Source organism: Micromonospora luteifusca, assembly GCF_016907275.1.
GTDB classification, from domain to species: Bacteria; Actinomycetota; Actinomycetes; order Mycobacteriales; family Micromonosporaceae; genus Micromonospora; species Micromonospora luteifusca.
On the sequence record NZ_JAFBBP010000001.1, the window covers coordinates 2,367,335 to 2,389,247 of the forward strand.

Consider the following 21,913-nt stretch of genomic DNA (forward strand, 5'->3'; position numbering starts at 1 on the left):
GGTCACGCCCCGCCACCTCTCCTACCCATGCACGCCCGCCTCGGTCGGCACACGGCGCCGGCACTCCCCTGCCCCGCCACCCGCGCCGCCCCGGCCGCACGCGGCGGAGGGCTGCACGCCTTGGCCTCATGGCGGGGGCGGCGCACCCAGCCCCACCGGGGCGGCGCACCTGGCCACACCGGGGGCGGCGCACCCAGCCCCACCCGGGGGCGGCGCACCCAGCCACACCGGGGGCGGCGCACCCAGCCCCACCCGGGGGCGGCGCACCCAGCCACACCCGGGGGCGGCGGCCCCAGCCACACCGGGGGCGGCGCACCTGGCCACACCCGGGGGGCGGCGCACCTGGCCAGACGGTGGCGCTAGGCCGCGCGCACCTTGGTGAGCGGTATACCTGTGGGTCATAAATATGACTCACAGGTATACCGCTCATTAGGGCAAGTCCAGGTGGCAGGAGCAGTTCACTCGCCCGCCGCGGCCTCGGGCAGAGGCTGGCCAGTCGTCAATCCGCCTCAGCGGTATCCGCCACGGGTCGGGCTGGTCCACCATCCCGACATGCCAACCACGCGCCTCGTCACCCTGCTCGGCAGCACCGTTCGACAGCAGCGGCACCTACGCGACCTGACCCAGGTTGAACTGGCCGAGTTGGCCGGGGTCAGCCAGGCGGCGGTGGCCCGGATCGAGAGCGGCAACCGCGCGCCCAGCATCGCCGTGCTCGAGGCACTGCTCGCCGCGATGGACGTCCAACTGGTCGTCGGGGTCGAGCCGCTGGACGCGCACCTCGACGCACGGATCGACGACCTGGCCTCCCGCCCGATCGGCGAGCGGATCGACGGGTTGGGCCTGGATCGGATGCTGGACCGGCTCTCCGACTTTCCTCAGGTGATCACCGGGAGCACGGCGGCGTTGCTGCAGGGCGCGCCGGTGCCGGTCGAGGCCCTGGAGATCGCCGTGCGATGGCAGGACTCGAAGAGGTTCACCCGCTGGCTGGAGGCGGCATACGGCCAGCGGTGGAACGCCAGCTGGGGTGAGTTCGGCGGAGTGTGGGTGGAGCCCGAGGAGCCGGGTGAGCATCGTTGGTCGACCCGGTACGGCGAGGTCAGGGCAACAATGTGCGACGAGCTGCCCGAGACGATCGAGGTGCAGCACGGTGGGCGGATCTACCGGGTGGTGCCACTGGTCGAGCTGGAGTTGACCGAGCCACGCGCGGGCGAACTGTTGCGCCGCTACCGCGATCGGCAGGCGGCCAGCGGCGGCTGAGCCACCGCCGACGCTCGACCAGCAGGAGCGCGACGGCGGGCTCAGCCGGCAGCGCAGCCTCAGCCGACGGCGGGCTCAGCCGGCAGCGCAGCCTCAGCCGACGGCAGGCTCAGCCGGCAGCGCAGCCTCAGCCGACGGCGGGCTCAGCCGGCAGCGCAGCCTCAGCCGACGGCAGGCTCAGCCGGCAGCGCAGCCTCAGCCAATGGCCCGGTCCCGGCGGACGGCGGGCTCAGCCGGCGGTGCGCTCCCAGTCGATGGTGGGCAGGCCAGCGTCGGCGAGCGCCTTGTTGGCCGCGCTGAACGGGCGGCTGCCGAGGAAGCCGCGTGGGTTCATCGGGCTGGGATGCCCGGCCTCCAACACCACGTGCTGCGGGTTGGTGACCAGGGCAGCCTTCTTGCGGGCGTAGCCGCCCCAGAGCAGGAAGACCACCCGGTCCGGCGACGCGTCCAGTGCCCTGATGGTCGCGTCGGTGAACTCCTCCCAGCCGGAGTTGGCGTGCGAGCCCGGGGTGGCCTGGCGGACGGTCAGCACTGCGTTGAGCAGCAGCACGCCCTGGGCGGCCCAACCATCGAGGTTGCCGCTGCGCGGCTTGGGGACGGCGACGTCCTCACCCAACTCCTTGAAGACGTTGCGCAACGACGGCGGCACCGTCACACCGTCTCGGACGCTGAAGCTCAGCCCGTGCGCCTGCCCGGCCCGGTGGTAAGGGTCCTGCCCGAGGATCAGCACCCGGGTGCCCTGCGGCGGGCAGAGCCGGTATGCCGAGAACAGGTCCTCCAGGGGCGGGAAGACGGTCTGCGTCGCGTATTCCCGGGCGACGAACTCGGCCAGCGCGGCGGTGCGGACCGCATCCAGGTGCGGGGTGAGCACGGCACGCCACTGCTCCGGCAGCAGGGCCAGCAGGTCAAGGGCGGGGGCGTCGTCGGGCATCAGAAACCTCTCACAGCGCGGGTCGGTCCCCCGCACTCTAGGCATCGGGTACGACAGCCGCCGACCTAACCCAGGTCGGCGAGCCGCCGCGCCCAGTCGCCACCGATCGGGTCCAGCTCGATGATCCGGGTGTCGTCGTCGCGGCGGTCGATGCGGACCCGCAGGTGCGCGTCGACCAACTGCTCCACCAGGCCCTCGCCCCACTCCACCACGGTCACCGAATCGTCCACCGAGGCGTCGAGGTCCAGGTCGTCGATCTCGGCGCGGGGATCGGTGGCGGCACCCAACCGGTACGCGTCGGCGTGCACCAGGGCCACCCGGCCGCCCCGGGACGGATCGGGTCGGTGCACCCGGGCGATCACGAAAGTCGGCGAGGTGACGTCCCCGAGGACACCGAGCCCGGCACCGATGCCCTGGGTGAGCGCGGTCTTGCCGGCGCCCAGCGGGCCCGTCAACAACACCAGGTCACCTGCTCGCAGCAGCCCGGCGAGACGCCGGCCGAACTCCCGAGTGTCCTCGACGGTCGGCAGCTTGACGACGTGACTCACCGTTCCTCCGGCTCTGGAAGTGATTCGAGGAACCGCGCGAGCGCGGCATCGACCTCGTCAGCGTGCTCCAACATCACCACGTGACCGCTGTCCTTGATCTTGACGAACTCGGCGTGCGGCAGGCGCCGGACGATCTCCTCGGAGTGGGTCACCGGGGTAATCATGTCCTTGTCGCCGACCACCACCAGCACCGGAGTCGCGGCCAGCGCCGCCAGCGCCGGGAAGCGCGAGTGGGTGGCCAGGGTCCGCAGGTAGCGGGTCACTGTGTCCGCCGACGTCCGGGAGTTCATCGTCTCCACGTAGGACACCAGCGACGGGCTGGGTTTGCGGGTGCCGAAGCCGTACTTGCGGGTCAGCAGCCAGGCCACGTTCGACGTCGACTTGCGGGCCTTGTCGATCACCGGCCCGCCGTACCGGGTGGCGTTGCTGACCATGTACAGCACCGGGCCGCCGACCCGGCCGAGCAGCGCGGGCGCGACCAGCTTGGTCTCGGCGATGAGCCCGCCCGAGGTGGCCATCAGGACCGTGCCCACCACCCGGTCACCGAACAGCTCCGGGAACAACTCGGCGAACGCCATGATGGTCATGCCGCCCATCGAGTGACCGACCAGCACCAGCGGCCCGTCCGGGGCGGTGCGGTCGATCACCTGGCGCAGCGTCCGGCCGAGCACCGCGAGGTCGTACTCCCCGGTCTCCAACCGGCCGGACCGACCATGACCGGGCTGGTCGTACGCCACGACCCGGTAGTCACCTCGGGCCGCGAGCATCTGGCGCTGAAAGTGGAACGTCCCCATGTCCAGGCAGAAGCCGTGCACCAGCACCACCGTCGGATGCCCCGGCACCGGCCTGGTCGGCTCGACCACCTCGACGTGGATGTCCGTGCCGTCCGGCAGCTCCAGACGGAACGCCTCGTCGTACCGTTGCTCGCCGAACGTCTCGTGCGCGTAGCGGTCGGCCGGGTCGGCCTTGAGCCGGCGGACCAGGGTGCGCTCGGTCGCGACGCCGGCCGCCAGACCCGCCGCCGCGACCCCGACCGCAGCCCCGAGGATCCCCGCGACCCGGCCCGCCGCGGTCCGCGGACGCGGAATGCGATAGCTCACGGCGCCACCCTGGTTCGCGACTGCGGGGCTCGCAACCCCGGCTCAATCCTCACGCTCACGGCCGCTCGCCGTCATAGACCCGCGGCACACGGGTGCTGCCGAACCGGGTGACGATCTCGTAGTTGATCGTGCCGACCGCCTCGGCCCAGTCGTCGGCCGTGGGCTCGCCGTCGATACCGCTCCCGAAGAGGGTCGCCACGTCGCCGTCAGCCACCGGGTCGTCGCCGCAGTCGAGCACGAACTGGTCCATGCAGACCCGCCCCGAGATCGTCCGCCGTACGCCGCCGAGCTGCACCGGCCCGGTGTTGGAGGCGTGCCGGGGAACCCCGTCGGCGTACCCCAGTGGCACCACGGCCAGGTTCGCCTCGCTCGCAGTGGTGTAGGTGTGCCCGTAGGAGACGCCGGTGCCGGCGGGCACCCGCTTGCTGAGCATCACCCGGGCGCGCGCGGTCATCGCCGGCCGCAGCCCGTAGGTCTCACCGGCCACCGGGGAGAGCCCGTAGATGGCCAGACCGGGGCGGACCAGGTCGAAGTGGGTGTCCGGGCGGGTCAGAGTCGCCGCCGAGTTGGCCAGGTGCCGCCAGCGCGGGCGCAGCCCGGCCCGCTCGACCATGGCCAGCCCCTCGTGGAAGACGGCCACCTGACGGTCGGTGGTGGGGTGGCCGGGCATGTCCGCGTACACGAAGTGGCTCCACACGCCGACCACCTCGACCAGGCCGTCGGCCTGCGCCTTCGCGGCGGCGTCCAGCAGCGCCGGCCAGTCGGCGACGGTCGCCCCGCCCCGGGACAGCCCGGTGTCGATCTTCAGGTGCAGGCGGGCGGGGCGCCCGGCGAGCCGGCTCGCCTCGATCATCTCGTTCAGCTGCGGCAGGCTGGCGGCACCCAGGTCCACCCCGGCGCTGACCCCCTCGTGCAGCGGCAGCCCCGGCGCGAGCAGCCAGGCCAGCACCGGCACGGTCACCCCGGCCCGACGCAGGGTGAGCGCCTCGTCGAGGGTGCAGACACCGAGCCAGTCCGCCCCGGCGTCGAGCGCCGCGCGGGCGGCCGGAAGCATCCCGTGGCCGTATCCGTCAGCCTTCACCACGGCCATCAGCTCGGCCGTGGTGCCGGAGCGGAGCGTGCTCACGTTCTCGCGGATCGCGTCAAGATCGACGCGTACCTCGGCCTGCCACATGCGCCCAGCCTACTTTCCGCCGAGATCACCGCGGGCGGCGACGCATGTCCCGGACAGTCGATCCGGTCGTCCCACCTGGAACCGGCCCGATCAGCCCAGCCGGGCGACGACCGGGCGCAGGGCGGTCATCACGTCGGGCGCGGTCACCGGCCCACCCCGGGCCGCCTCCCGGCCGGCGAGCCCGTGCAGGTACGCAGCCGAGGCCGCAGCCCGTTCGGCGGGCACTCCGGCCGCCAGCAGTGAGCCGAGCAGCCCGGCCAGCACGTCGCCGGTGCCTCCGGTGGCCAGTGCCGGGGTGCCGGTCGGGTTGACGTACGCCCGACCGTCTGGCGTGCCGATCACCGTGCGGTCCCCCTTGAGCAGCACCACCGCGTTCATCCAGGCGGCCAGCCGCAACGCGGCGCCGACCCGGTCGGCGCCGGGCTCCTCCCCGCAGAGTCGGGTGAACTCCCGGTCGTGTGGGGTGACCACGATCGGCGCGTCCCGCCCGCGCAGCCGGTCGGCGAGCGAGCCGTCCACCAGCAGGGTCAACGCGTCGGCGTCGAGCACCACCGGCACCGGGGCGGCCAGCACGGCGCGCAGTTCGGCGGCCGCGTCCGCACCGGTGCCCAGCCCGGAGCCGCAGACCCAGGCCTGCACCCGGCCCGCGTCGCCGACCCGCCCACTGGCGATCACCGAGGGGTGCTGGTGCAGCACCTCTGTGCGGGCGCTGCCGGCGTAGCGGACCAGGCCGGTCGGCCCGGCCAGAGCGCCACCCACGGAGAGCACCGCCGCACCCGGGTAGGTCGCCGAGCCGGTCGCCACGCCCACCACGCCCCGGGTGTACTTCTCCGAGGCCGGGGACAGCTGTGGCCACCAGTCGACCAGGTCGGACCACTCGGTGACCCGCAGCGCCGGGGTGCCGCGCAGCCACGGGCGCAGCCCGATGTCGACCAGCTCCACCTGCCCGGCCAGGACCGCGGCCGGCCCGACCACCAGTGCGGGCTTCAACGCGCCGAAGGCCACCGTCACGTCGGCGCGGACCGCGGTGGGCCGGCCGGACGCGGACAGCGGCACGTCGCCGGTGTCCACCGCGACCCCGCTCGGCACGTCCACCGCCAGCACCGTGGAGCGGTTGCCATCGCGCCCACGCAGCTCGCCGAGGCGCTGGACCACCTCGTCCGCGTTCGCCCGCAGACCTCCGGTGCCGCCGATGCCGATGATGCCGTCGAGGACCAGGTCCACCGGGCCGGTCGGACGGTCCACCAGTCGCCCGCCGGCAGCGCGCAGCGCGGCCAGCCCGGCGGCGTGCGCACGCCCGGGGGTGAGGAGCAGGGCGGACACGTCGACACCCCGGCGGGCCAGTCGCTCACCGGCGTACAGCGCGTCGCCACCGTTGTCGCCGGAGCCGACCAGCAGCAGCACCCGGCCGCCGTAGACCCCGCCCCGCTCGGCGAGCAGCAGCGCGGACCGGCGGGCCAGCCCGGCTGCGGCCCGCTGCATCAGCGTCCCCTCCGGCAGCGTGCCCATCAGCCCCGCCTCGGCCGCCCGTACGTCGGCCACCCGCCACACCGATCTCATGCCACCGTGTCCCATTCCGTTCGCGGGTGGACCCGATCGGCCCGCCCGGCCGACGTCACCGTTCCGCGACCACCATCGCCGACGCGATTCCCCCGTCGTGCGACAACGAGAGGTGCCAGTGGTTGACCCCCCGCGCGTCGGCCGCCGCCGCGACGGTGCCGGCGACGGCCAGCCAGGGACGGCCGTCCGGGTCGGACACGATCTCGCAGTCGTGCCAGTGCAGCCCGGTCGGAGCGCCGAGCGCCTTGGCGACGGCCTCCTTCGCGGCGAACCGACCGGCGAGCGACTCCGGTGAGCGCGGGTTGCCGGAGCGGGTCTGCCGCTCGGCTGGGGTGAAGAGTCGGTCGGCGAGCAGCGGCGTCCGTGCCAGGGCCCGGGCGAACCGGTCGACCAGGACGACGTCGATGCCGACAGCGACGATCACCACACCACCCTACCGGTGGCCGGGGCCGCAGATTAGCCGTCGGGACCGCCGTGGGCAACGCCTGTGGACACACCGGGGTACGGCCCATCGCCGGCTGTCCACAGGGCACCGCGGGGTCGCCGGGGCCCGCTTAGCGTCAGCTCGTCGATGCCGATCGTCCACGGGGGTGTGGTCATGAGCGATGGGTCGTTCAGTGTCAGGCCGGAGGAGCTGCGGGCGGTTGCCGTCACCCTCGACGACGAGGCGCACCGGCTGGCGGTGGGTCTCGCGGGGGTGCCCGGGTTGCTGGTGGCGGCGCCCGAGTGGCGAGCTGGCGCGGCTCTGGCCGGGCTGGAGGCAGCCGGGCATGCCTGGTTCTGCCGGCTGGGTGCCCAGGTCGCGGTGACCTCCGCTGCGGTCCGGGAGGCGGCCGAGGCGTACGAGGCGGTGGACGACCGAGCCGCTGACCGCCTCGCCGCTCTGCCCCGGTGAGCGTCGGCTACCGGCAGCTGTGGGCAGCCGATCCGGGCGGGTGGCGGGTCGCCGGGGCGGCCTGGGCGGGGATGGTCGGGCCGGTCGACCGACGCGTCGGCGAGCTGCGTGGGGCTGGTGGGCGGTTGCGGGGCGGTTGGTCCGGTGCGGCCGCCACAGCGGCCGACGCCCGGCTCGCCGGCCTGTCCGACGAGCTGATCTCGGTCGCGCCCGCGTTGATCGAGGTCGACCAGGTGCTGGCCGACCTGGCCGGCCGGCTGACGGTGGCGAAGGCGCGGCTCTCTGCCACGGTCGCTCAGGCGGACGCGGCCGGGCTGCTGGTGGACCGCGCGGGCAGGGTGCACATCGATCCCACCCGGGTCCGGCCCACCGAGCAGGCCGGCGTGGCGGCGGCTCGGGTGGCGGCGGCCCTGCGCGACGCGCTCGACGGGGCCGAGGCGGCGGATCGGGCCGCCGCCGACCGGTTGGAGGAGTTGGCCCGGGCCGCCGGCTCCGGCTGGGCGTGCCCGCCACCGCCGGGCCGGCCGGCAGCCGGTGCCGCACCGACACTGGTCCGCGCCTGGTGGTCGGGGTTGACACCGGCGCAGCGACGGTGGCTGATCGGGCGCGAGCCGGCCCTGGTCGGCCGGTTGGACGGGGTGCCGGTGGCCGCCCGTGACCAGGCCAATCGGCTGCGGCTCGGGTTCTGGCGCGAGGAATTGCTGGCTGAGCGGCGACGCTTGCTGGGCCGGGTGCCGCCGGGGCCACTCGCGGCGGTCCGGCTGCACGCGGTGGCCGGACGATTGGCTGGCCTGGAGGCGCTGGCTGGGCGGCTGGCGGCCGGCGGGGAGCCACGGGCGTACCTGCTCGGATTGGACCCGGCTGGTGAGGGTCGGGTGGTGGTGGCGCTCGGCGATCCGGACCATGCCGACCGGGTGCTGACCTACGTGCCGGGGATGACCGCCGGCCTGGACGACGCCCCCGGTGAGCTGGGCAGGGCGGCGCGCGTGCTGGACCGATGCGTCGCGCTCGCCCCGGGTGAGCGCAGCGCGGCGGTGCTCTGGTTGGACTACGACGCTCCGGACTTCCTACCCGAGGCGGCCTCGGCCGGCCAGGCCCGGGACGCCGGCCCGGCGCTGCACCGCTTTCAGGAGGGGCTGCGGGCCAGCCACGAGGGGCCACCGGCCCGGCAGACCGTGCTCGGGCACAGCTACGGGTCACTGGTGGTGGGAGTGGCCGCCCGGGAGCACGGGCTGGCCGCCGACGCGCTGGTCTTCGTCGGCTCGCCCGGGGTCGGCGCGTCGCACGCCGCCGAGTTGGGCGTGCCACCCGAGGAGGTCTGGGCGAGCAGCGCCCCCGACGACGTGATCCGTGCTGCCCGCCCAGCGGATGAGCTGGGCCGACGGGCCCTGCTGGGTGCCGCTCCGCTGGCGGCCGTGCTGGGTTGGCCCAACCGGACCGGGCACGAGCTGTGGTTTGGTCACGACCCGTCGGATCCCGGCTTCGGTGGCCGGGTCTTCGGCAGCGGGCGGGGCGGGCACACCGGCTACTGGGACCCGGGCAATCCCGCGTTGGACGGGATGGCCCGGGTCGTGCTGGGCCGCTGAGGGTTACGGGATGCCCTACTCGACGGTGACCGACTTGGCCAGGTTGCGGGGCTGGTCCACGTCGTGCCCACGGGCGGCGGCGATCTCGGCGGCGAGCACCTGCAGCGGCACCGTGGTGACGAGCGGGGCCAGCAGGGTCGGCGTACGCGGCACGTAGATCAGGTGGTCGGCGTACCGGACGACGGCCTCGTCACCCTCCTCCGCGATCACGATGGTCCGCGCGCCGCGCGCCCGGACCTCCTGGATGTTGGAGACGACCTTGTCGTGCAGCATGCCCCGGCCAACCGGCGAGGGCACCACGCAGATCACCGGGGTGCCCTTGTCGATCAGGGCGATCGGGCCGTGCTTCAGCTCACCGGCGGCGAAGCCCTCGGCGTGCATGTACGCCAGTTCCTTGAGCTTCAGCGCGCCCTCCAGGGCGACCGGGTAGCCGACGTGCCGGCCGATGAACAGCACGGTTGGCTCGGACTTCAGGTCCCGGGCCAGCTCACGGACGGGCTCGATCCGGTCGAGCAGCTCACGCAGCTTGCCCGGGATCTCCTGCAACTGCGCGACCACCGCGCCCACCTCGTCGGCGAACTTGATTCCGCGCACCTGTGCCAGGTGCAGGCCGATCAGATAGCAGGCGACGACCTGGGTGAGGAACGCCTTGGTGGAGGCGACGGCGATCTCCGGCCCACCGTGGGTGTAGAGCACCGCGTCCGACTCGCGCGGGATGGTCGAGCCGTTGGTGTTGCAGATCGCCAGCACCCGGGCCTTCTGCTCCTTGGCGTGGCGAAGCGCCATCAGGGTGTCCATCGTTTCGCCGGACTGGGAGATCACCACGATCAGCGTGGACCGGTCGAGGACGGGGTCGCGGTAGCGGAACTCGCTGGCCAGCTCCACCTCGCAGGGGATCCGCGTCCAGTGCTCGATGGCGTACTTGGCGACCATGCCGGCGTGGTACGCCGTGCCGCAGGCCACGATGAAGATCTTGTCGACGTCGCGCAGATCCTGGTCGCTGAGGCGGACCTCGTCCAGGGCGATCTCGCCGGTCTCGGTGAGCCGGCCGAGCAGTGTGTCGGCGATGGCCTGCGGCTGCTCCTCGATCTCCTTGAGCATGAACCAGTCGTAGCCGCCCTTTTCGGCCGACGAGGAGTCCCAGTCGATGTGGAAGTCCTTGCCGGCGGCGGGCTGGCCGTCGAAGTCGGTGATCTCGATGCTGTCACCGGTGATCAGCACGATCTGGTCCTGGCCCAGCTCCACCGCTTCCCGGGTGTGCTCGATGAACGCGGCGACGTCGCTGGCCAGGTAGTTTTCCCCGTCGCCCCGGCCGACCACCAGCGGCGAGTTGCGCCGGGCGCCGACGACCGCGCCGGGCACCGAGGCGTCGACGGCGAGCAGGGTGAAGGCACCTTCCAGCCGTTGGCAGACCACGCGCATCCCGGCGGCGAGCAACTGCGGGCTGTTCGGCTGGCCGGCGGCGCGCAGGTTGGCCAGCGCGGCGGCGAGCAGGTGGGCGGCGCACTCGGTGTCGGTGTCGCTGGTGAACTGAACGCCGTCGGCCTCCAGTTCGGCGCGGAGTTTGGCGAAGTTTTCGATGATGCCGTTGTGGATCACCGCGACCCGTCCGTCGCCGGCGACGTGCGGGTGGGCGTTGCGGTCGGTCGGGCCGCCGTGGGTGGCCCACCGGGTGTGCCCGATGCCGGTGGTGCCGTCACCGATGCCGATCGGGCTGGCCGCGCAGGAGGTCGGGTCTTCGGCGGCCCGCTCGGAGAGCACCTTCTCCAGGTTGGCCAGTTTGCCGGCCTTCTTCTCGGTCAGCAGCTGGTCGTCGCAGACGATCGCGACGCCCGCCGAGTCGTAGCCGCGGTATTCCAGCCGCCGCAGCCCGTCGAGGACGATGCCGAGTGCGGGGCGCGCGCCCGCGTATCCCACGATTCCACACATGGCCCGCAGCCTAACCCAGTTTCACTCACCATGGGTGCTCGAAAGTCGGGTTATCAATCACGGAATCTGAGCGATCGGTGGCTGACGGGCCACAACGGGACGAGCTTCCCGGCGCGCTCAGCGCCCAACCTCGGCGGACGGGGTTGCGGCGGGCCTTGGGAGTACGAAAGTCTCTCGACGGGTTCGGCGCGCCCGCCCACGGCCCTTCGTCCCCATACCCACTCCCGCCCGGAGCAGCCATGTCCGACGCGCCCCCGCCCGAGCCGTCCCCCGCCTCCCCTCCGGACCCGCCACCGCCCCCACCACCGCCGGACCCGACGGCGCAGCCCTCCTCGGCTCCGCTGCCAGCGCCCGACCCGCTGGCCCCGGGCCAGCCGTGGGCACCGCCGGCACCCTGGACACCGACCCCGTGGACGCCGCCTCCACCGGCCACGACCTGGTCGCCGGCCCCGTGGGGCCCGTCTCCGCCGGCCACGCCCTGGTCGCCGTCGCCACCTGCGGCCCAGTGGACACCCCAACCGTCGGCGTCCCCCTGGCCGCCGCCCCCGCCCGCCGCCTCGGGCCCGCCCCCCGCCGGATCGTCGCCGCAGGCAGGGTGGCCCACACCCGCCGAACAGCCACCGTCCGCGGCCTGGTCGCCGCCGGCCGGCGGATGGCCGCCGCCCGGCTATCCACCGCCGTACGCCTACCCCGGGCACCCGCACGTCAGCGGCAGACCGACGACGGACAGCGGCCGGATCGTCGGGATCATCGTCGCGGTCCTCGCGGTGCTGGTTCTGATCATCTGCGGCTGCCTGTGCGCCGGTGGCCTGCTGTTCAACAGGACCAGCCCGGACCCGGTCGCCGACGGCCCCTACGTCGCCCCCGACGACAGTTGGACGGCACCCACCGCCGGGCCGCCCAGCACGGAGCGACCCACCGCGCGGCCGCCCACCCCGGCACCCACCCCCACCAAACAGCCGATCACCGCACCGACCTCGGGGCCGGCCCCGGTGACCGTCGTCTACGAGGTCGCCGGGTCGGGCACGGCGGACATCGCGTACTTCGACGCCGAAAGCGACCTCATCCACGTCGACGACGCGAAGCTGCCCTGGCGCACCACCATCAGGACCAACGGCCAGAGCAGGGTGATGGTGGAGGCCACCTGGCCCGACATCGACTACCACGGACCACTCGACTGCACCCTCACCGTCACCGGTGTCGGCAAGCCGGTCGTCGACAAGACGCGGGGATACTGGCGGACCACCTGCTCGGTGGAGTGAGGCTGGGGTTCACCCCGGGGGCACCCGTAGGCTGGCGCGGTGACGACGAGCACCGATGTCGACCCGCTGGTGGCCCGGATGCGGCCGTTCGGCACGACGATCTTCGCCGAGATGTCCGCCCTCGCCACGCGGACCGGCGCGGTCAACCTCGGCCAGGGCTTCCCCGACACCGACGGCCCACCGGAGATGCTGGCCGCCGCCGCCGAGGCGTTGCGCGGCGGGCAGAACCAGTACCCGCCCGGCCCGGGGATTCCCGTCCTGCGCGCGGCGGTCGCGGCGCATCAGCAGCGGTTTTACGATCTGGCGTACGACCCGGACAGCGAGATCGTGATCACCGCGGGCGCGACCGAGGCGGTCGCGGCGAGCATCCTCGCCCTCTGCGAGCCGGGTGACGAGGTGGTCTGCTTCGAGCCGTACTACGACTCGTACGCCGCCTCGATCGCGCTGGCCGGCGCGGTCCGGCGGCCGGTGACCCTGCGTCCTGCGGCGGACGGCCGGTACGCCTTCGACCCGGCGGCGTTGCGTGCGGCGTTCGGCCCACGCACCCGGCTGGCGCTGTTCAACTCACCGCACAACCCGACCGGGAAGGTCTTCACCCCGGCCGAGCTGACGCTGATCGCCGAGCTGTGCCAGGAGCACGGCGCGTACGCGGTCACCGACGAGGTGTACGAACACCTGGTCTTCACGGACGCGGCGAGCCCGCACGTGCCACTGGCGGCCCTGCCGGGGATGCGGGAGCGGACGCTGCGCATCTCGTCGGCGGGCAAGACGTTCTCCTGCACGGGGTGGAAGGTCGGCTGGGCGAGCGGCCCGGCGGCGCTGGTCTCGGCGGTGCTCCGGGTCAAGCAGTTCCTCACCTACGTCAACGCCGCGCCGCTGCAACCGGCGGTGGCCGTGGCGCTGGCCCTGCCGGACGACTACTACACCGGCTTCCGGGACGGTCTCCAGCAGCGGCGTGACCAGCTCGTCGGTGGTCTCACCGACGCCGGGTTCGAGGTGCTCGACTCGGAGGGGACGTACTTCGTCACCGCCGACATCACCGCCCTCGGCGGCCGGGACGGGGTGGAGTTCTGCCGCTCACTGCCGGAGCGCTGTGGCGTGGTGGCGGTGCCCACCCAGGTCTTCTACGACGACGCCGACGCGGGCCGGCGGCTGGTCCGCTTCGCCTTCTGCAAGCGCCCCGAGGTGCTGACCGACGCGGTCACCCGGCTGCGCGCTCTGCGCCCGAGCCGCTGACCGGCGGGGAGCCGGCCGAGCCTGCCTCGTTCGACGACTGATCCGAGGTCGACGCCGCGAGCCCGGCGAGCAGTTGACCCCCGTCACCGAGCAGCACCGCCTCGGCATCGTCCACGAACGACAGGTCCGCCGTCACGTGCCGGCTGGCTGCGGTGAGCAGCAGCCCGACCACGGGGTCGTCGGCGGCACGGCGAAGGCCGTCCAGGTTGCGCAGCTCGCGCAGCAGGTGCCCGCGCTGGTTGCTGAGCACCGCACGCACGGTGGCCGTCGAACCGGACCGGGCGGCGGCCGTGACCTTGAGGAAGAAGTCGTCCCGGAATCCACCGCTGCGCGGGCTCGGCTCGGCCAACCACCGGGCCAACTCGGCGCGGCCGTCCGGGGTGATCTCGTAGACCACCCGGTCCGGCTTGATCGGCTGTGGTTGTCGTTCGGCGACGACCAGCTCGTCCCGGGAGAGCCGGTCGAGGATCTGATAGAGGTGGCCGATGTTGAGCGGGCCCCACTGCGGGCCGACGGCGGCCTCGAAAGCGCCCTTCAGCTGGTAGCCGTGGCTGGGGCCGCCGGCGAGCAGGGCGAGGACGGCGTGCTGGATCGCCATGTCACCTCCGGTTCGAGTCTTGCATTGTCACAATGTATCGCGCAGAGTGGGGACAGCACACGGGGAGGCGCGACATGTTCGGCTTCATCTGGCGACAACTGCGCGGCCGTGCGGGACGGTCGGTGGCACTGCTGGTCGGCGTGCTGGTGGCAACCACCGGCTTCGTCGTCCTGACTGGCGCCACCACCACCTCCCACCTGGACGTCATCGGCACGGTCGAGCGCAACACCCAGGTCGCCTACGAGATCCTGGTCCGCCCCCACGGGACCCGCGCGCCGCTGGAAGCCGAACGCGGCCTGGTCCGCCCCAACTATCTTTCCGGGCTCTTCGGCGGCATCACCACCCAGCAGTACGAGCAGGTGAAGTCGGTCCCCGGCATCGAGGTGGCGGCACCGATCGCGATGCTCGGCTATTCCACCACCCTGCTACCGACACCGATCGACCTCACCGACGCCGTCGACCGCTCGCTGGATAGTCAGGTGATCCGGGTCGACCCGACCTTCCACGCCGAACGGGGTCTCTCCAGCGCGCCGGGCAAGCCCCGGTACGTGTACGTGACCAAGAAGCCGCTGATCTATCCCCGGATCAACGGGGAGTTCGACAGCGATGCCACCCCGTACTCCGATGGACGGTCGTATCCCTGGTCGGACACCTGTGGGCCCGCTATCCGGGAGGTGCAGCCGGACGGGCGCAGCCTTCTCGTCTGTGATCCGCAATTCGCCCTGCTCGGAAACCCGGGCACCTACTCCGAGCGCGACGACTGGTCCCTGGACGCGGTGCAACTGCTGCCCGACGGCCGGTTCCAAGGCCCGCCCCACGTGCTGGCGACCGATCGGGACGGCACGTCGGCACCCGCCGACCACCTGGTGATGGCGTACGACCTGACCGTGCCGTTCCTCCTGGCGGCGGTGGACCCGGCGGCCGAGGAACAACTCGTCGGCCTCAACGGTGCCGTCATCACCGGCCGGGCCCTCCGCCCGGACGACACGGTCACCGTCGAACGGCGCGGCACCGCGGACAACCTGTCGGTGCCGGTCGTCGTCACCAACCGCCCCTTCATCGACGAGTCGCTGTCGGCCACATTCACGCGGCGAGCGATCAGTCCCGCCGGCGTGGAGGCGATCGACCTGGAGAAGACGTTGAGCCGCCCCGGCGGAACGCCGGCCGGGTCCGGCCGGTACGACCTCACCGCTGGGCACCAGGCGATGCTGACCGAGAAGCTCTCCCCCGCCGGGTGCTGTGGCGGTCAACTGCAGACCGTCGTGCAGTCGGCCGAAGTGCAGTACGAGCGCCTGCCCGACGGCAGCCTCCGCGCCCGCCCGCAGCCGCCGGTGAACCCCAAGGTGTACGGCGACAAGGAAACGTTCAACCCACTGCCCCGACCGTGGCTCGCCGACGACAGTGGTTCGCGATCGGTACGGGCGCTGCCACTACCCACCGGCGCAAACGCCGCCAATCGCTTCTGGCAGGCCACCGGCGTCTTCGACCCGAGCCGCCTGACCGGGTTCAGCGACCTCGGCCAGGTGCCGTTGGAGACCTACCAGGCGCCGCTGGCGCAGGGTGCCGACGACCGCAGCCGAGCAGCCCTGGGCGGCCAGCCACTGGCACCGAGCGGCAACCCCGCCGGCTACCTCTCCGCCCCACCGCTGCTGCTCACCAACCTCGGCAGCCTGCCGAAACTCCTGGAGGGTGGCGGGCCACAGGCCGAGGCCCCGATCAGCGCGATCCGGGTACGGGTGGCCGACGTGGGCGGCTACAGCGAGCGGTCGGCCGAGCGGGTCCGGCTGGTCGCCGAGCAGATCGCGGCGCGCACCGGGCTGGACGTCGACATCACCCTCGGCTCGTCGGCCGCACCGCAGACCGTGGAGCTGCCCGCCGGCTCGTTCGGTCGGCCGATGCTGCGGCTGACCGAGAACTGGTCGGCACTCGGCGTGGCCTCGATCATCACCCAGGCGGTGGACCGCAAGAGCCTGGTGCTCTTCGTGCTGGTGCTGGTGGTCTGCGTGCTCTTCCTCGGCAACGCGGTCAGCGCCGCCGTCCGGGACCGGCGCTCCGAGTTGGCGGTGCTCTCCTGTCTCGGCTGGCCGGTCCGGCGCATCGCGGCGCTGATCCTGGGCGAGGTCGCCCTGCTCGGGCTCGTCGCCGGTCTGCTCTCGCTGATCCTCGCGGTGCCGCTCGGGATCGCCCTCGGCATCGACGTCGACTGGCGGCGGTCGGCCCTGGCCGTACCCATCGCCTTGTTGCTCGCGCTCGCCGCGGGCCTGGTGCCGGCGCTGCGGGCGGCGCGCACCCACCCGGCCGCCGCCCTCCGCCCGATGGTGGCTGCCGCCGGCTGGGTACGCCGACCGCGCACCCTGTTCGGGCTGGCCCTGGTCAACCTTGCCCGGACGCCCGGTCGCACGTTCCTCGGCGCCGGTGCGCTGGCGATCGGGGTGGCCGCGCTGACGCTGGTCGCCGCCGCCGCGTGGGCCTTTCGGGGCGCGCTCGTCGGCAGCCTGCTCGGTGACGTGGTGTCGCTCAGCGTGCGCGGCGCGGACACGATGGCCGCCGCCGCCACGGTGCTGCTCGGTGCCGCGGCGGTCGCGGACGTGCTCTACCTGAACATCCGCGACCGAGCCGCCGAGCTAGCCACCCTGCGGGCGATCGGCTGGACCGACACCGAGCTGGGCCGGTTGGTCGGCTACGAAGGGCTGGCGCTGGGGATCGCGGGGGCGACGACCGGAGCGGCCGTCGGCCTGGCCAGCGCGGGCTGGTTGATCGGCGATCTGCCCGGCGCGCTGGTCCTGGTGGCCGCGCTGGCGGCGTTGGCAGGCGCGCTGGTCAGCGCCGTGGCCGCGCTGGTGCCGGCCGCTCTGTTGCCACGCCTACGGCCCGCCCGACTTCTGGCAGAGGAGTAGCAGTCATGAGCGAGCAGATCGGCAGCGCCGTCTCGGTCGACCACCTGGTACGACGATTCGGCACCGGCCCGGACCGGTTGACGGCGGTCGACGAGGTGTCCCTGACCATCCCGGCCGGTTCGGTGGTGGCGCTGACCGGGCCGAGCGGGTCGGGGAAGTCGACGCTGCTGCACCTGATCGGTGCGATCGAGCAGCCCGACGAGGGCACCGTCACCGTCGACGGCGTGGTCGTCAGCGGCCTGCGCCGTGCCGCGCTGGCCCGCTTCCGGCAAGGCGTCGGTTTCGTGTTCCAGCGTTACCACCTGCTGCCCGCGCTCACCGTGCTGGACAACGTGATCGCGCCGGTCCTCCCTCGCCGGGGCCGGGCCGACCACGCGTCGCGAGCCCGGGAGTTGCTCGACGCGGTCGGCCTGGCCGGGCGGGAGCGGGCCCTGCCCGCGCAGCTCTCCGGCGGCCAGCAGCAGCGGGTCGCCATCGCCCGCGCGCTGATGGGCGCACCGGGCCTGCTGCTGGCCGACGAGCCCACCGGCAACCTCGACTCCACCACCGGCGGGCAGATCCTCGACCTGCTGCTCGACCTTCGTGACCGGCACGGCATGACCATCCTGCTCGCGACACACGAGCAGGCCATCGCCGCCCGCTGCGACCGGCTGGTCCGACTGACCGACGGACGCGTCACCGAGGACCTCGACCTCACCGACGGCGAGGACCCGGCCGACACGTACGAGCGGGCGGCCCGACTGCGGCTGTAGGGCCGCAGGCAGGCGGATCAGCCGACCGGGCCGCCCGAAGACCGTCTCAGGCGACCGGGCTCGCGGTGCGGACCAGCTCGGCGATCCGCTCGGCGACCTCACGGGCGGTCGCCTCGGTGGCCGCCTCGACCATCACCCGGACCAGCGGCTCGGTGCCCGACGGGCGCAGCAGCACCCGGCCGGTCTCGCCCAGTTCCGCCTCGGCCCGTTCGACCTCGGCGCGGACGGCCGGTGCGGCGGCGCCGACGGTCCGGTCGCCGACCGGCACGTTGATCAGCACCTGGGGCAGCTTGGTGACGACCGAGGCCAACTCGGCGAGAGACTTGCCGGTGGCCGCCATCCGGGCCATCAGGTGCAGGCCGGTGAGCACACCGTCGCCGGTGGTGGCGTGCGCGGGCATCACGATGTGGCCGCTCTGCTCACCGCCGAGCGCCAGCCCGGAGGCACGCAGAGCCTCCAGGACGTACCGGTCGCCGACCTTGGTCTCGATCAGCCGGATGCCCTGCGCGGACATGGCCAGCCGCAGGCCGAGGTTGCTCATCACGGTCGCGACAAGCGTGTCCTGGGTGAGCGTGCCGGCATCCCGCATGGCCAGCGCGAGGATCGCCATCACCTGGTCGCCGTCGACCTCGTCGCCGTCGGCGGTGACCGCCACGATGCGGTCGGCGTCGCCGTCGTGGGCGATGCCCAGGTGCGCGCCGTGCTCGACCACGGCCTCGCGCAGCCCCTCGATGTGGTTGGAGCCACAGTCGTCGTTGATGTTCAGCCCGTTGGGCTCGGCGTGGATCGCGATGACCTCCGCGCCAGCTTCCCGGTAGGCGACCGGGGCCACCTCGGCGGCGGCGCCGTTGGCGCAGTCGACCACGACCTTGATCCCCTCCAGCCGGTGCGGCACGGCGCCGACGAGGTGCTGGACGTAGTGGTCCGCGCCGTCGAGCAGGTCGTGCACACGACCGATGCCGGCGCCGGTCGGCCGATCCCAGGCGGTGGTGGCGTTCGTCTCCACGGCCGCCTCGATCTGCATCTCGATCTCGTCGGGCAGCTTGTGTCCGCCGGCGGCGAAGAGCTTGATGCCGTTGTCCGGCATGGGGTTGTGCGATGCGGAGAGCACCACGCCGAGGTCTGCCTTGGCCTCGGCCGTGAGGAACGCCACCGCCGGGGTGGGCAGCACGCCGACCCGTACCACGTTGGCGCCGGCGCTGGTCAGCCCGGCGACCACGGCGGCCTCCAGCATCTCGCCACTGGCCCGGGTGTCGCGACCCACGACGGCCAGCGGCGGATGGCTGCGGTCCGTCTCAGCGAGTGTGTGCGCAGCGGCCACCGCGAGCGCCAGCGCCAACTCAGGCGTGAGATCCGCGTTTGCCCGCCCGCGTACGCCGTCCGTGCCGAACAACCGACCCATACCCGCCAACCTCCGATGCGCACTGCCGATGTGGAGAAAGCGGAACGGCCGGCCACCTCCCCGATCGAGGGGAGGCGGACCGGCCGTCCGTCAGAAGTACAACGCGCTGGTGAAGATCAGCGCTTCGAGTACTGGGGAGCCTTACGGGCCTTCTTGAGGCCGTACTTCTTGCTTTCCTTGACCCGGGCGTCCCGGGTGAGGAAGCCGGCCTTCTTCAGGGCCGGGCGGTCGTCCGGGTCGTTGATGATCAGCGCGCGGGCGATGCCCAGCCGAAGCGCGCCGGCCTGGCCGGTGGTGCCGCCGCCACGCAGGTTCGCGATGATGTCGAACTGCTCGGGCTTCTCGGCGGTGACCAGCGGGTCCTTGATGAGCTGCTGGTGCACCTTGCTCGGGAAGTACGCCTCGAGGTCCTGGCCGTTGCAGGTGATCTTGCCGGTGCCCGGGACGATACGGACCCGGACGATGGCCTCCTTGCGGCGGCCCACGGTCTGGATCGGCCGGTCACCACGAGGCGCGCGGGCGACGGGCGCCGGCGCCTCGGTGGCCTCGGGGACTTCCGGGGCAACCTCGGTCTCGGTGGTGATGTCGGTCATGCTGCTTCCTTCGCCCGCGCTCACTGCGCGATCTGCTTGATCTCGAACGGCACCGGCTGCTGCGCGAGGTGCGGGTGCTCGGCACCGGCGTAAACCTTCAGCTTCTTGATCAGCTGACGGCCGAGCTTGTTGTGCGGGAGCATCCCCTTCACAGCCAGCTCGATGGCGCGCTCGGGCCGCTTGGTCAGCAGCTCGTCGTAGCCGATCTGCTTCAGACCACCCGGGTAACCGGAGTGGCGGTAAGCAACCTTGGTCTGGCGCTTGTTGCCGGTCAACGCAACCTTGCCCGCGTTCACGATGACGACAAAGTCGCCCGTGTCAACGTGCGGCGCGAAAGTCGGCTTGTGCTTACCACGCAGCAACGTGGCGGCGTGGGTGGCCAGGCGGCCCAGCACGACATCAGAGGCGTCGATGACGTGCCACTGACGCTCGATCTCACCCGGCTTCGGGCTGTACGTACGCACAGGTCTACCTTGTCTCGTCGTCGGTCTGGGGTCGCGCGCCGAGGTGACCAGATCTTGCAGGCCGGACCAGCGCGCACGAACGACCAAGCGTACCTGATGGGGCACGCCTCTGGATGTCGTACAACAGCAGGCAACGATACCCGGCGCGGTGTCCGCAGGTCAAAACGGGGGTGGGGTCACGCGCGGCGACGCGCGGGCCGTGGCCCAGCTCACACGCCGACGAGGCGATTTGCCCCCGGACGGCGGTAGACGACCCAGGTGACCGCGAAACACAACGCGTACCAGCCGATGAAGGCCAGGTAGGCGGCGTCGGCGTTGCCGGAGCCGAGGAACGACTGGCGGAACGCGATGTTGACCAGCACCCCGCCGGAGGCCCCGATCGCACCCGCGATGCCGATCAACGCCCCGGTCATCCGCCGGGCCCAGCGCGCGGCCGCCTCCGGGTCGCGCAGGCCCGCGGCCACCGCGTCGGCCGCTCGGGCCCGGAAGATCGCCGGGATCATCTTGTACGTGGAGCCGTTGCCGATGCCGGAGAAGACGAAGAGGGCGAGGAACCCCGCCAGGTAGAGCCCGAACGAACGCTCCCGGGCCGCGTACAGCACGGCGCCCGCGCCGGCCGCCATCGCCACGAAGTTCCAGAAGGTCACCCGGGCCCCGCCCAACCGGTCGGCCAGGTGACCGCCCAGCGGCCGGATCAACGAGCCGACCAGCGGGCCGAGGAAGGTCAACCAGGCGGCGTCGACCGGAGTGGGGAACCGCTCGGCGAACTGGAGCTGGAGCACCTGGCCGAAGGCGAAACCGAACCCGATGAACGAGCCGAAGGTGCCGATGTAGAGCACCGACATGACCCAGGTGTGGGGGTCACGGGCCGCCTCACGCAACGCGCCCGGCTCATTGCGCGCCCCGGGCACGGTGTCCAACCAGCGGGCCGCGGCCAGCGCGGCCAGCACGATCAGCGGCAGGTAGACCGCCGGCACCAGCCGGGGGTACGCGGCACCGGCGGTGGCGAGGACCGCCAGCCCGACCAACTGCACCGCGGGTACGCCCAGGTTGCCGCCGCCGGCGTTGAGCCCGAGGGCCCGGCCCTTGAGCCGAGCCGGATAGAACAGGTTGATGTTCGCCATCGAGGAGGCGAAGTTGCCGCCACCGACCCCGGTGATGCAGGCGAGCACCATCAGGGTGGTGTAGGACACCCCGGGCTCCAGCAGCACCGTCATCGGCACCGTGGGCACCAGCAGCAGCAGTGCGCTGATGATCGTCCAGCGCCGCCCGCCGAAGCGGGCCACCGCCAGCGTGTACGGCAGCCTCAACACCGCGCCCAATGCCGCCGGCACGGCGGTGAGCAGGAACTTCCCGGCCGGGTCGATGCCGTACGCGGGGCCGAGGAAGAGCACGGTGACCGACCAGAGGCTCCACACCGAGAAGCCGACGTGCTCCGCGAAGATCGAGACCCAGAGGTTGCGCCGGGCGATCGGCGCGCCCGTCGCCTGCCAGAAGTCGGGGTCCTCGGGACGCCAGTCGTCGAGCTGACGCCCACGCCCGGTGGCGACCGACGGCGCGGCGGTGACTGCGGTGCTGGTGAGCGTGCTCACGGCGGCTCCTCCTCGTCGATGTGACGAGCAGAAACGCTAGGAACGCCGGGTTACCTGGCAGTGCCCGTCCCGGGTCGGCCCGGAAACGGGGACCGCACCACGGGCCGGTGGCGATGGTGAGCGCGCCACCAGGCCCG

Annotated in this window: 19 protein-coding genes; 7 read left to right on the forward strand and 12 right to left on the reverse strand. The window is 72.8% G+C overall.

The features are described from left to right. Positions 1-552 precede the first annotated feature (552 nt). Entirely contained in the window at positions 553-1,257 is a 705-nt protein-coding gene (locus JOD64_RS10325) for a helix-turn-helix domain-containing protein (protein ID WP_204942041.1), read from the forward strand. A 229-nt stretch (positions 1,258-1,486) separates the two neighbouring features. On the opposite strand, the gene JOD64_RS10330 is transcribed toward JOD64_RS10325, so the two are convergent. The 6 genes from JOD64_RS10330 to JOD64_RS10355 form a co-directional block, all read right to left on the reverse strand. After that, positions 1,487-2,188, reverse strand: a complete 702-nt coding sequence (locus JOD64_RS10330) for a uracil-DNA glycosylase (protein WP_204942042.1) — start codon at positions 2,186-2,188, stop codon at positions 1,487-1,489. A 65-nt stretch (positions 2,189-2,253) separates the two neighbouring features. After that, the gene (gene tsaE, locus JOD64_RS10335; protein WP_204942043.1) at positions 2,254-2,736 is read right to left on the reverse strand and encodes a tRNA (adenosine(37)-N6)-threonylcarbamoyltransferase complex ATPase subunit type 1 TsaE; all 483 of its coding nucleotides are present in this window, start codon (positions 2,734-2,736) and stop codon (positions 2,254-2,256) included. After that, the gene (locus JOD64_RS10340) at positions 2,733-3,836 is read right to left on the reverse strand and encodes an alpha/beta fold hydrolase (RefSeq protein ID WP_204942044.1); all 1,104 of its coding nucleotides are present in this window, start codon (positions 3,834-3,836) and stop codon (positions 2,733-2,735) included. Before JOD64_RS10340 ends, tsaE begins: the two co-directional genes overlap by 4 nt. A gap of 55 nt (positions 3,837-3,891) precedes the next feature. Beyond that, a complete protein-coding gene (alr, locus tag JOD64_RS10345) occupies positions 3,892-5,010 on the reverse strand; it encodes an alanine racemase (RefSeq protein ID WP_204942045.1) in 1,119 nt (372 codons plus the stop codon). Between the two features lie 90 nt (positions 5,011-5,100). Then, positions 5,101-6,570 carry an NAD(P)H-hydrate dehydratase gene (locus JOD64_RS10350; protein WP_204942046.1) on the reverse strand — a complete coding sequence of 490 codons (1,470 nt, stop codon included), beginning with the start codon at positions 6,568-6,570 and terminating at the stop codon, positions 5,101-5,103. Positions 6,571-6,625: 55 nt separating this feature from the next. Beyond that, positions 6,626-6,994, reverse strand: a complete 369-nt coding sequence (locus tag JOD64_RS10355; protein WP_204942047.1) for a holo-ACP synthase — start codon at positions 6,992-6,994, stop codon at positions 6,626-6,628. Positions 6,995-7,168: 174 nt separating this feature from the next. On the opposite strand from JOD64_RS10355, the gene JOD64_RS10360 reads away from it, so the two are divergent. Together JOD64_RS10360 and JOD64_RS10365 are read left to right on the forward strand one after the other, a co-directional pair. Then, positions 7,169-7,465, forward strand: a complete 297-nt coding sequence (locus JOD64_RS10360; RefSeq protein WP_204942048.1) for a hypothetical protein — start codon at positions 7,169-7,171, stop codon at positions 7,463-7,465. After that, entirely contained in the window at positions 7,462-9,051 is a 1,590-nt protein-coding gene (locus JOD64_RS10365) for an alpha/beta hydrolase (RefSeq protein ID WP_204942049.1), read from the forward strand. The genes JOD64_RS10360 and JOD64_RS10365 overlap by 4 nt, the downstream gene beginning before the upstream one ends. Positions 9,052-9,066: 15 nt before the next feature. Here the strand turns inward: JOD64_RS10365 and glmS are convergent, their stop codons facing one another. Then, positions 9,067-10,980, reverse strand: a complete 1,914-nt coding sequence (glmS, locus tag JOD64_RS10370) for a glutamine--fructose-6-phosphate transaminase (isomerizing) (RefSeq protein ID WP_204942050.1) — start codon at positions 10,978-10,980, stop codon at positions 9,067-9,069. Between the two features lie 767 nt (positions 10,981-11,747). On the opposite strand from glmS, the gene JOD64_RS10375 reads away from it, so the two are divergent. Beyond that, positions 11,748-12,242, forward strand: coding sequence for an MmpS family transport accessory protein (locus JOD64_RS10375; RefSeq protein ID WP_204942051.1), 495 nt, complete (start codon positions 11,748-11,750; stop codon positions 12,240-12,242). Between the two features lie 78 nt (positions 12,243-12,320). Further along, positions 12,321-13,478 carry a pyridoxal phosphate-dependent aminotransferase gene (locus tag JOD64_RS10380; RefSeq protein ID WP_239560501.1) on the forward strand — a complete coding sequence of 386 codons (1,158 nt, stop codon included), beginning with the start codon at positions 12,321-12,323 and terminating at the stop codon, positions 13,476-13,478. On the opposite strand, the gene JOD64_RS10385 is transcribed toward JOD64_RS10380, so the two are convergent. Next, positions 13,444-14,076 (reverse strand): PadR family transcriptional regulator, encoded by a 633-nt coding sequence (locus JOD64_RS10385; RefSeq protein WP_204942053.1) that lies wholly within the window; start codon positions 14,074-14,076, stop codon positions 13,444-13,446. The two genes, JOD64_RS10380 and JOD64_RS10385, sit on opposite strands and share 35 nt — an antisense overlap. A gap of 74 nt (positions 14,077-14,150) precedes the next feature. On the opposite strand from JOD64_RS10385, the gene JOD64_RS10390 reads away from it, so the two are divergent. After that, a complete protein-coding gene (locus tag JOD64_RS10390) occupies positions 14,151-16,973 on the forward strand; it encodes an FtsX-like permease family protein (protein WP_204942054.1) in 2,823 nt (940 codons plus the stop codon). Between the two features lie 5 nt (positions 16,974-16,978). Further along, positions 16,979-17,725 (forward strand): ABC transporter ATP-binding protein, encoded by a 747-nt coding sequence (locus tag JOD64_RS10395; RefSeq protein ID WP_204942055.1) that lies wholly within the window; start codon positions 16,979-16,981, stop codon positions 17,723-17,725. Between the two features lie 46 nt (positions 17,726-17,771). Here JOD64_RS10395 and glmM read toward each other — a convergent pair whose 3' ends face one another. The 4 genes from glmM to JOD64_RS10415 all read right to left on the reverse strand — a co-directional run bounded on the left by glmM (position 17,772) and on the right by JOD64_RS10415 (position 21,776). Next, positions 17,772-19,127, reverse strand: a complete 1,356-nt coding sequence (gene glmM / locus JOD64_RS10400; protein ID WP_204942056.1) for a phosphoglucosamine mutase — start codon at positions 19,125-19,127, stop codon at positions 17,772-17,774. Positions 19,128-19,243: 116 nt separating this feature from the next. Continuing rightward, the gene (gene rpsI, locus JOD64_RS10405; protein ID WP_204942057.1) at positions 19,244-19,720 is read right to left on the reverse strand and encodes a 30S ribosomal protein S9; all 477 of its coding nucleotides are present in this window, start codon (positions 19,718-19,720) and stop codon (positions 19,244-19,246) included. Positions 19,721-19,740: 20 nt separating this feature from the next. Beyond that, positions 19,741-20,184: a 50S ribosomal protein L13 gene (rplM, locus tag JOD64_RS10410; protein ID WP_053653864.1), complete on the reverse strand. Its 444-nt coding sequence runs from the start codon at positions 20,182-20,184 to the stop codon at positions 19,741-19,743. A gap of 209 nt (positions 20,185-20,393) precedes the next feature. Then, positions 20,394-21,776 carry an MFS transporter gene (locus JOD64_RS10415; protein WP_204942058.1) on the reverse strand — a complete coding sequence of 461 codons (1,383 nt, stop codon included), beginning with the start codon at positions 21,774-21,776 and terminating at the stop codon, positions 20,394-20,396. Between the last annotated feature and the right edge of the window lie 137 nt (positions 21,777-21,913).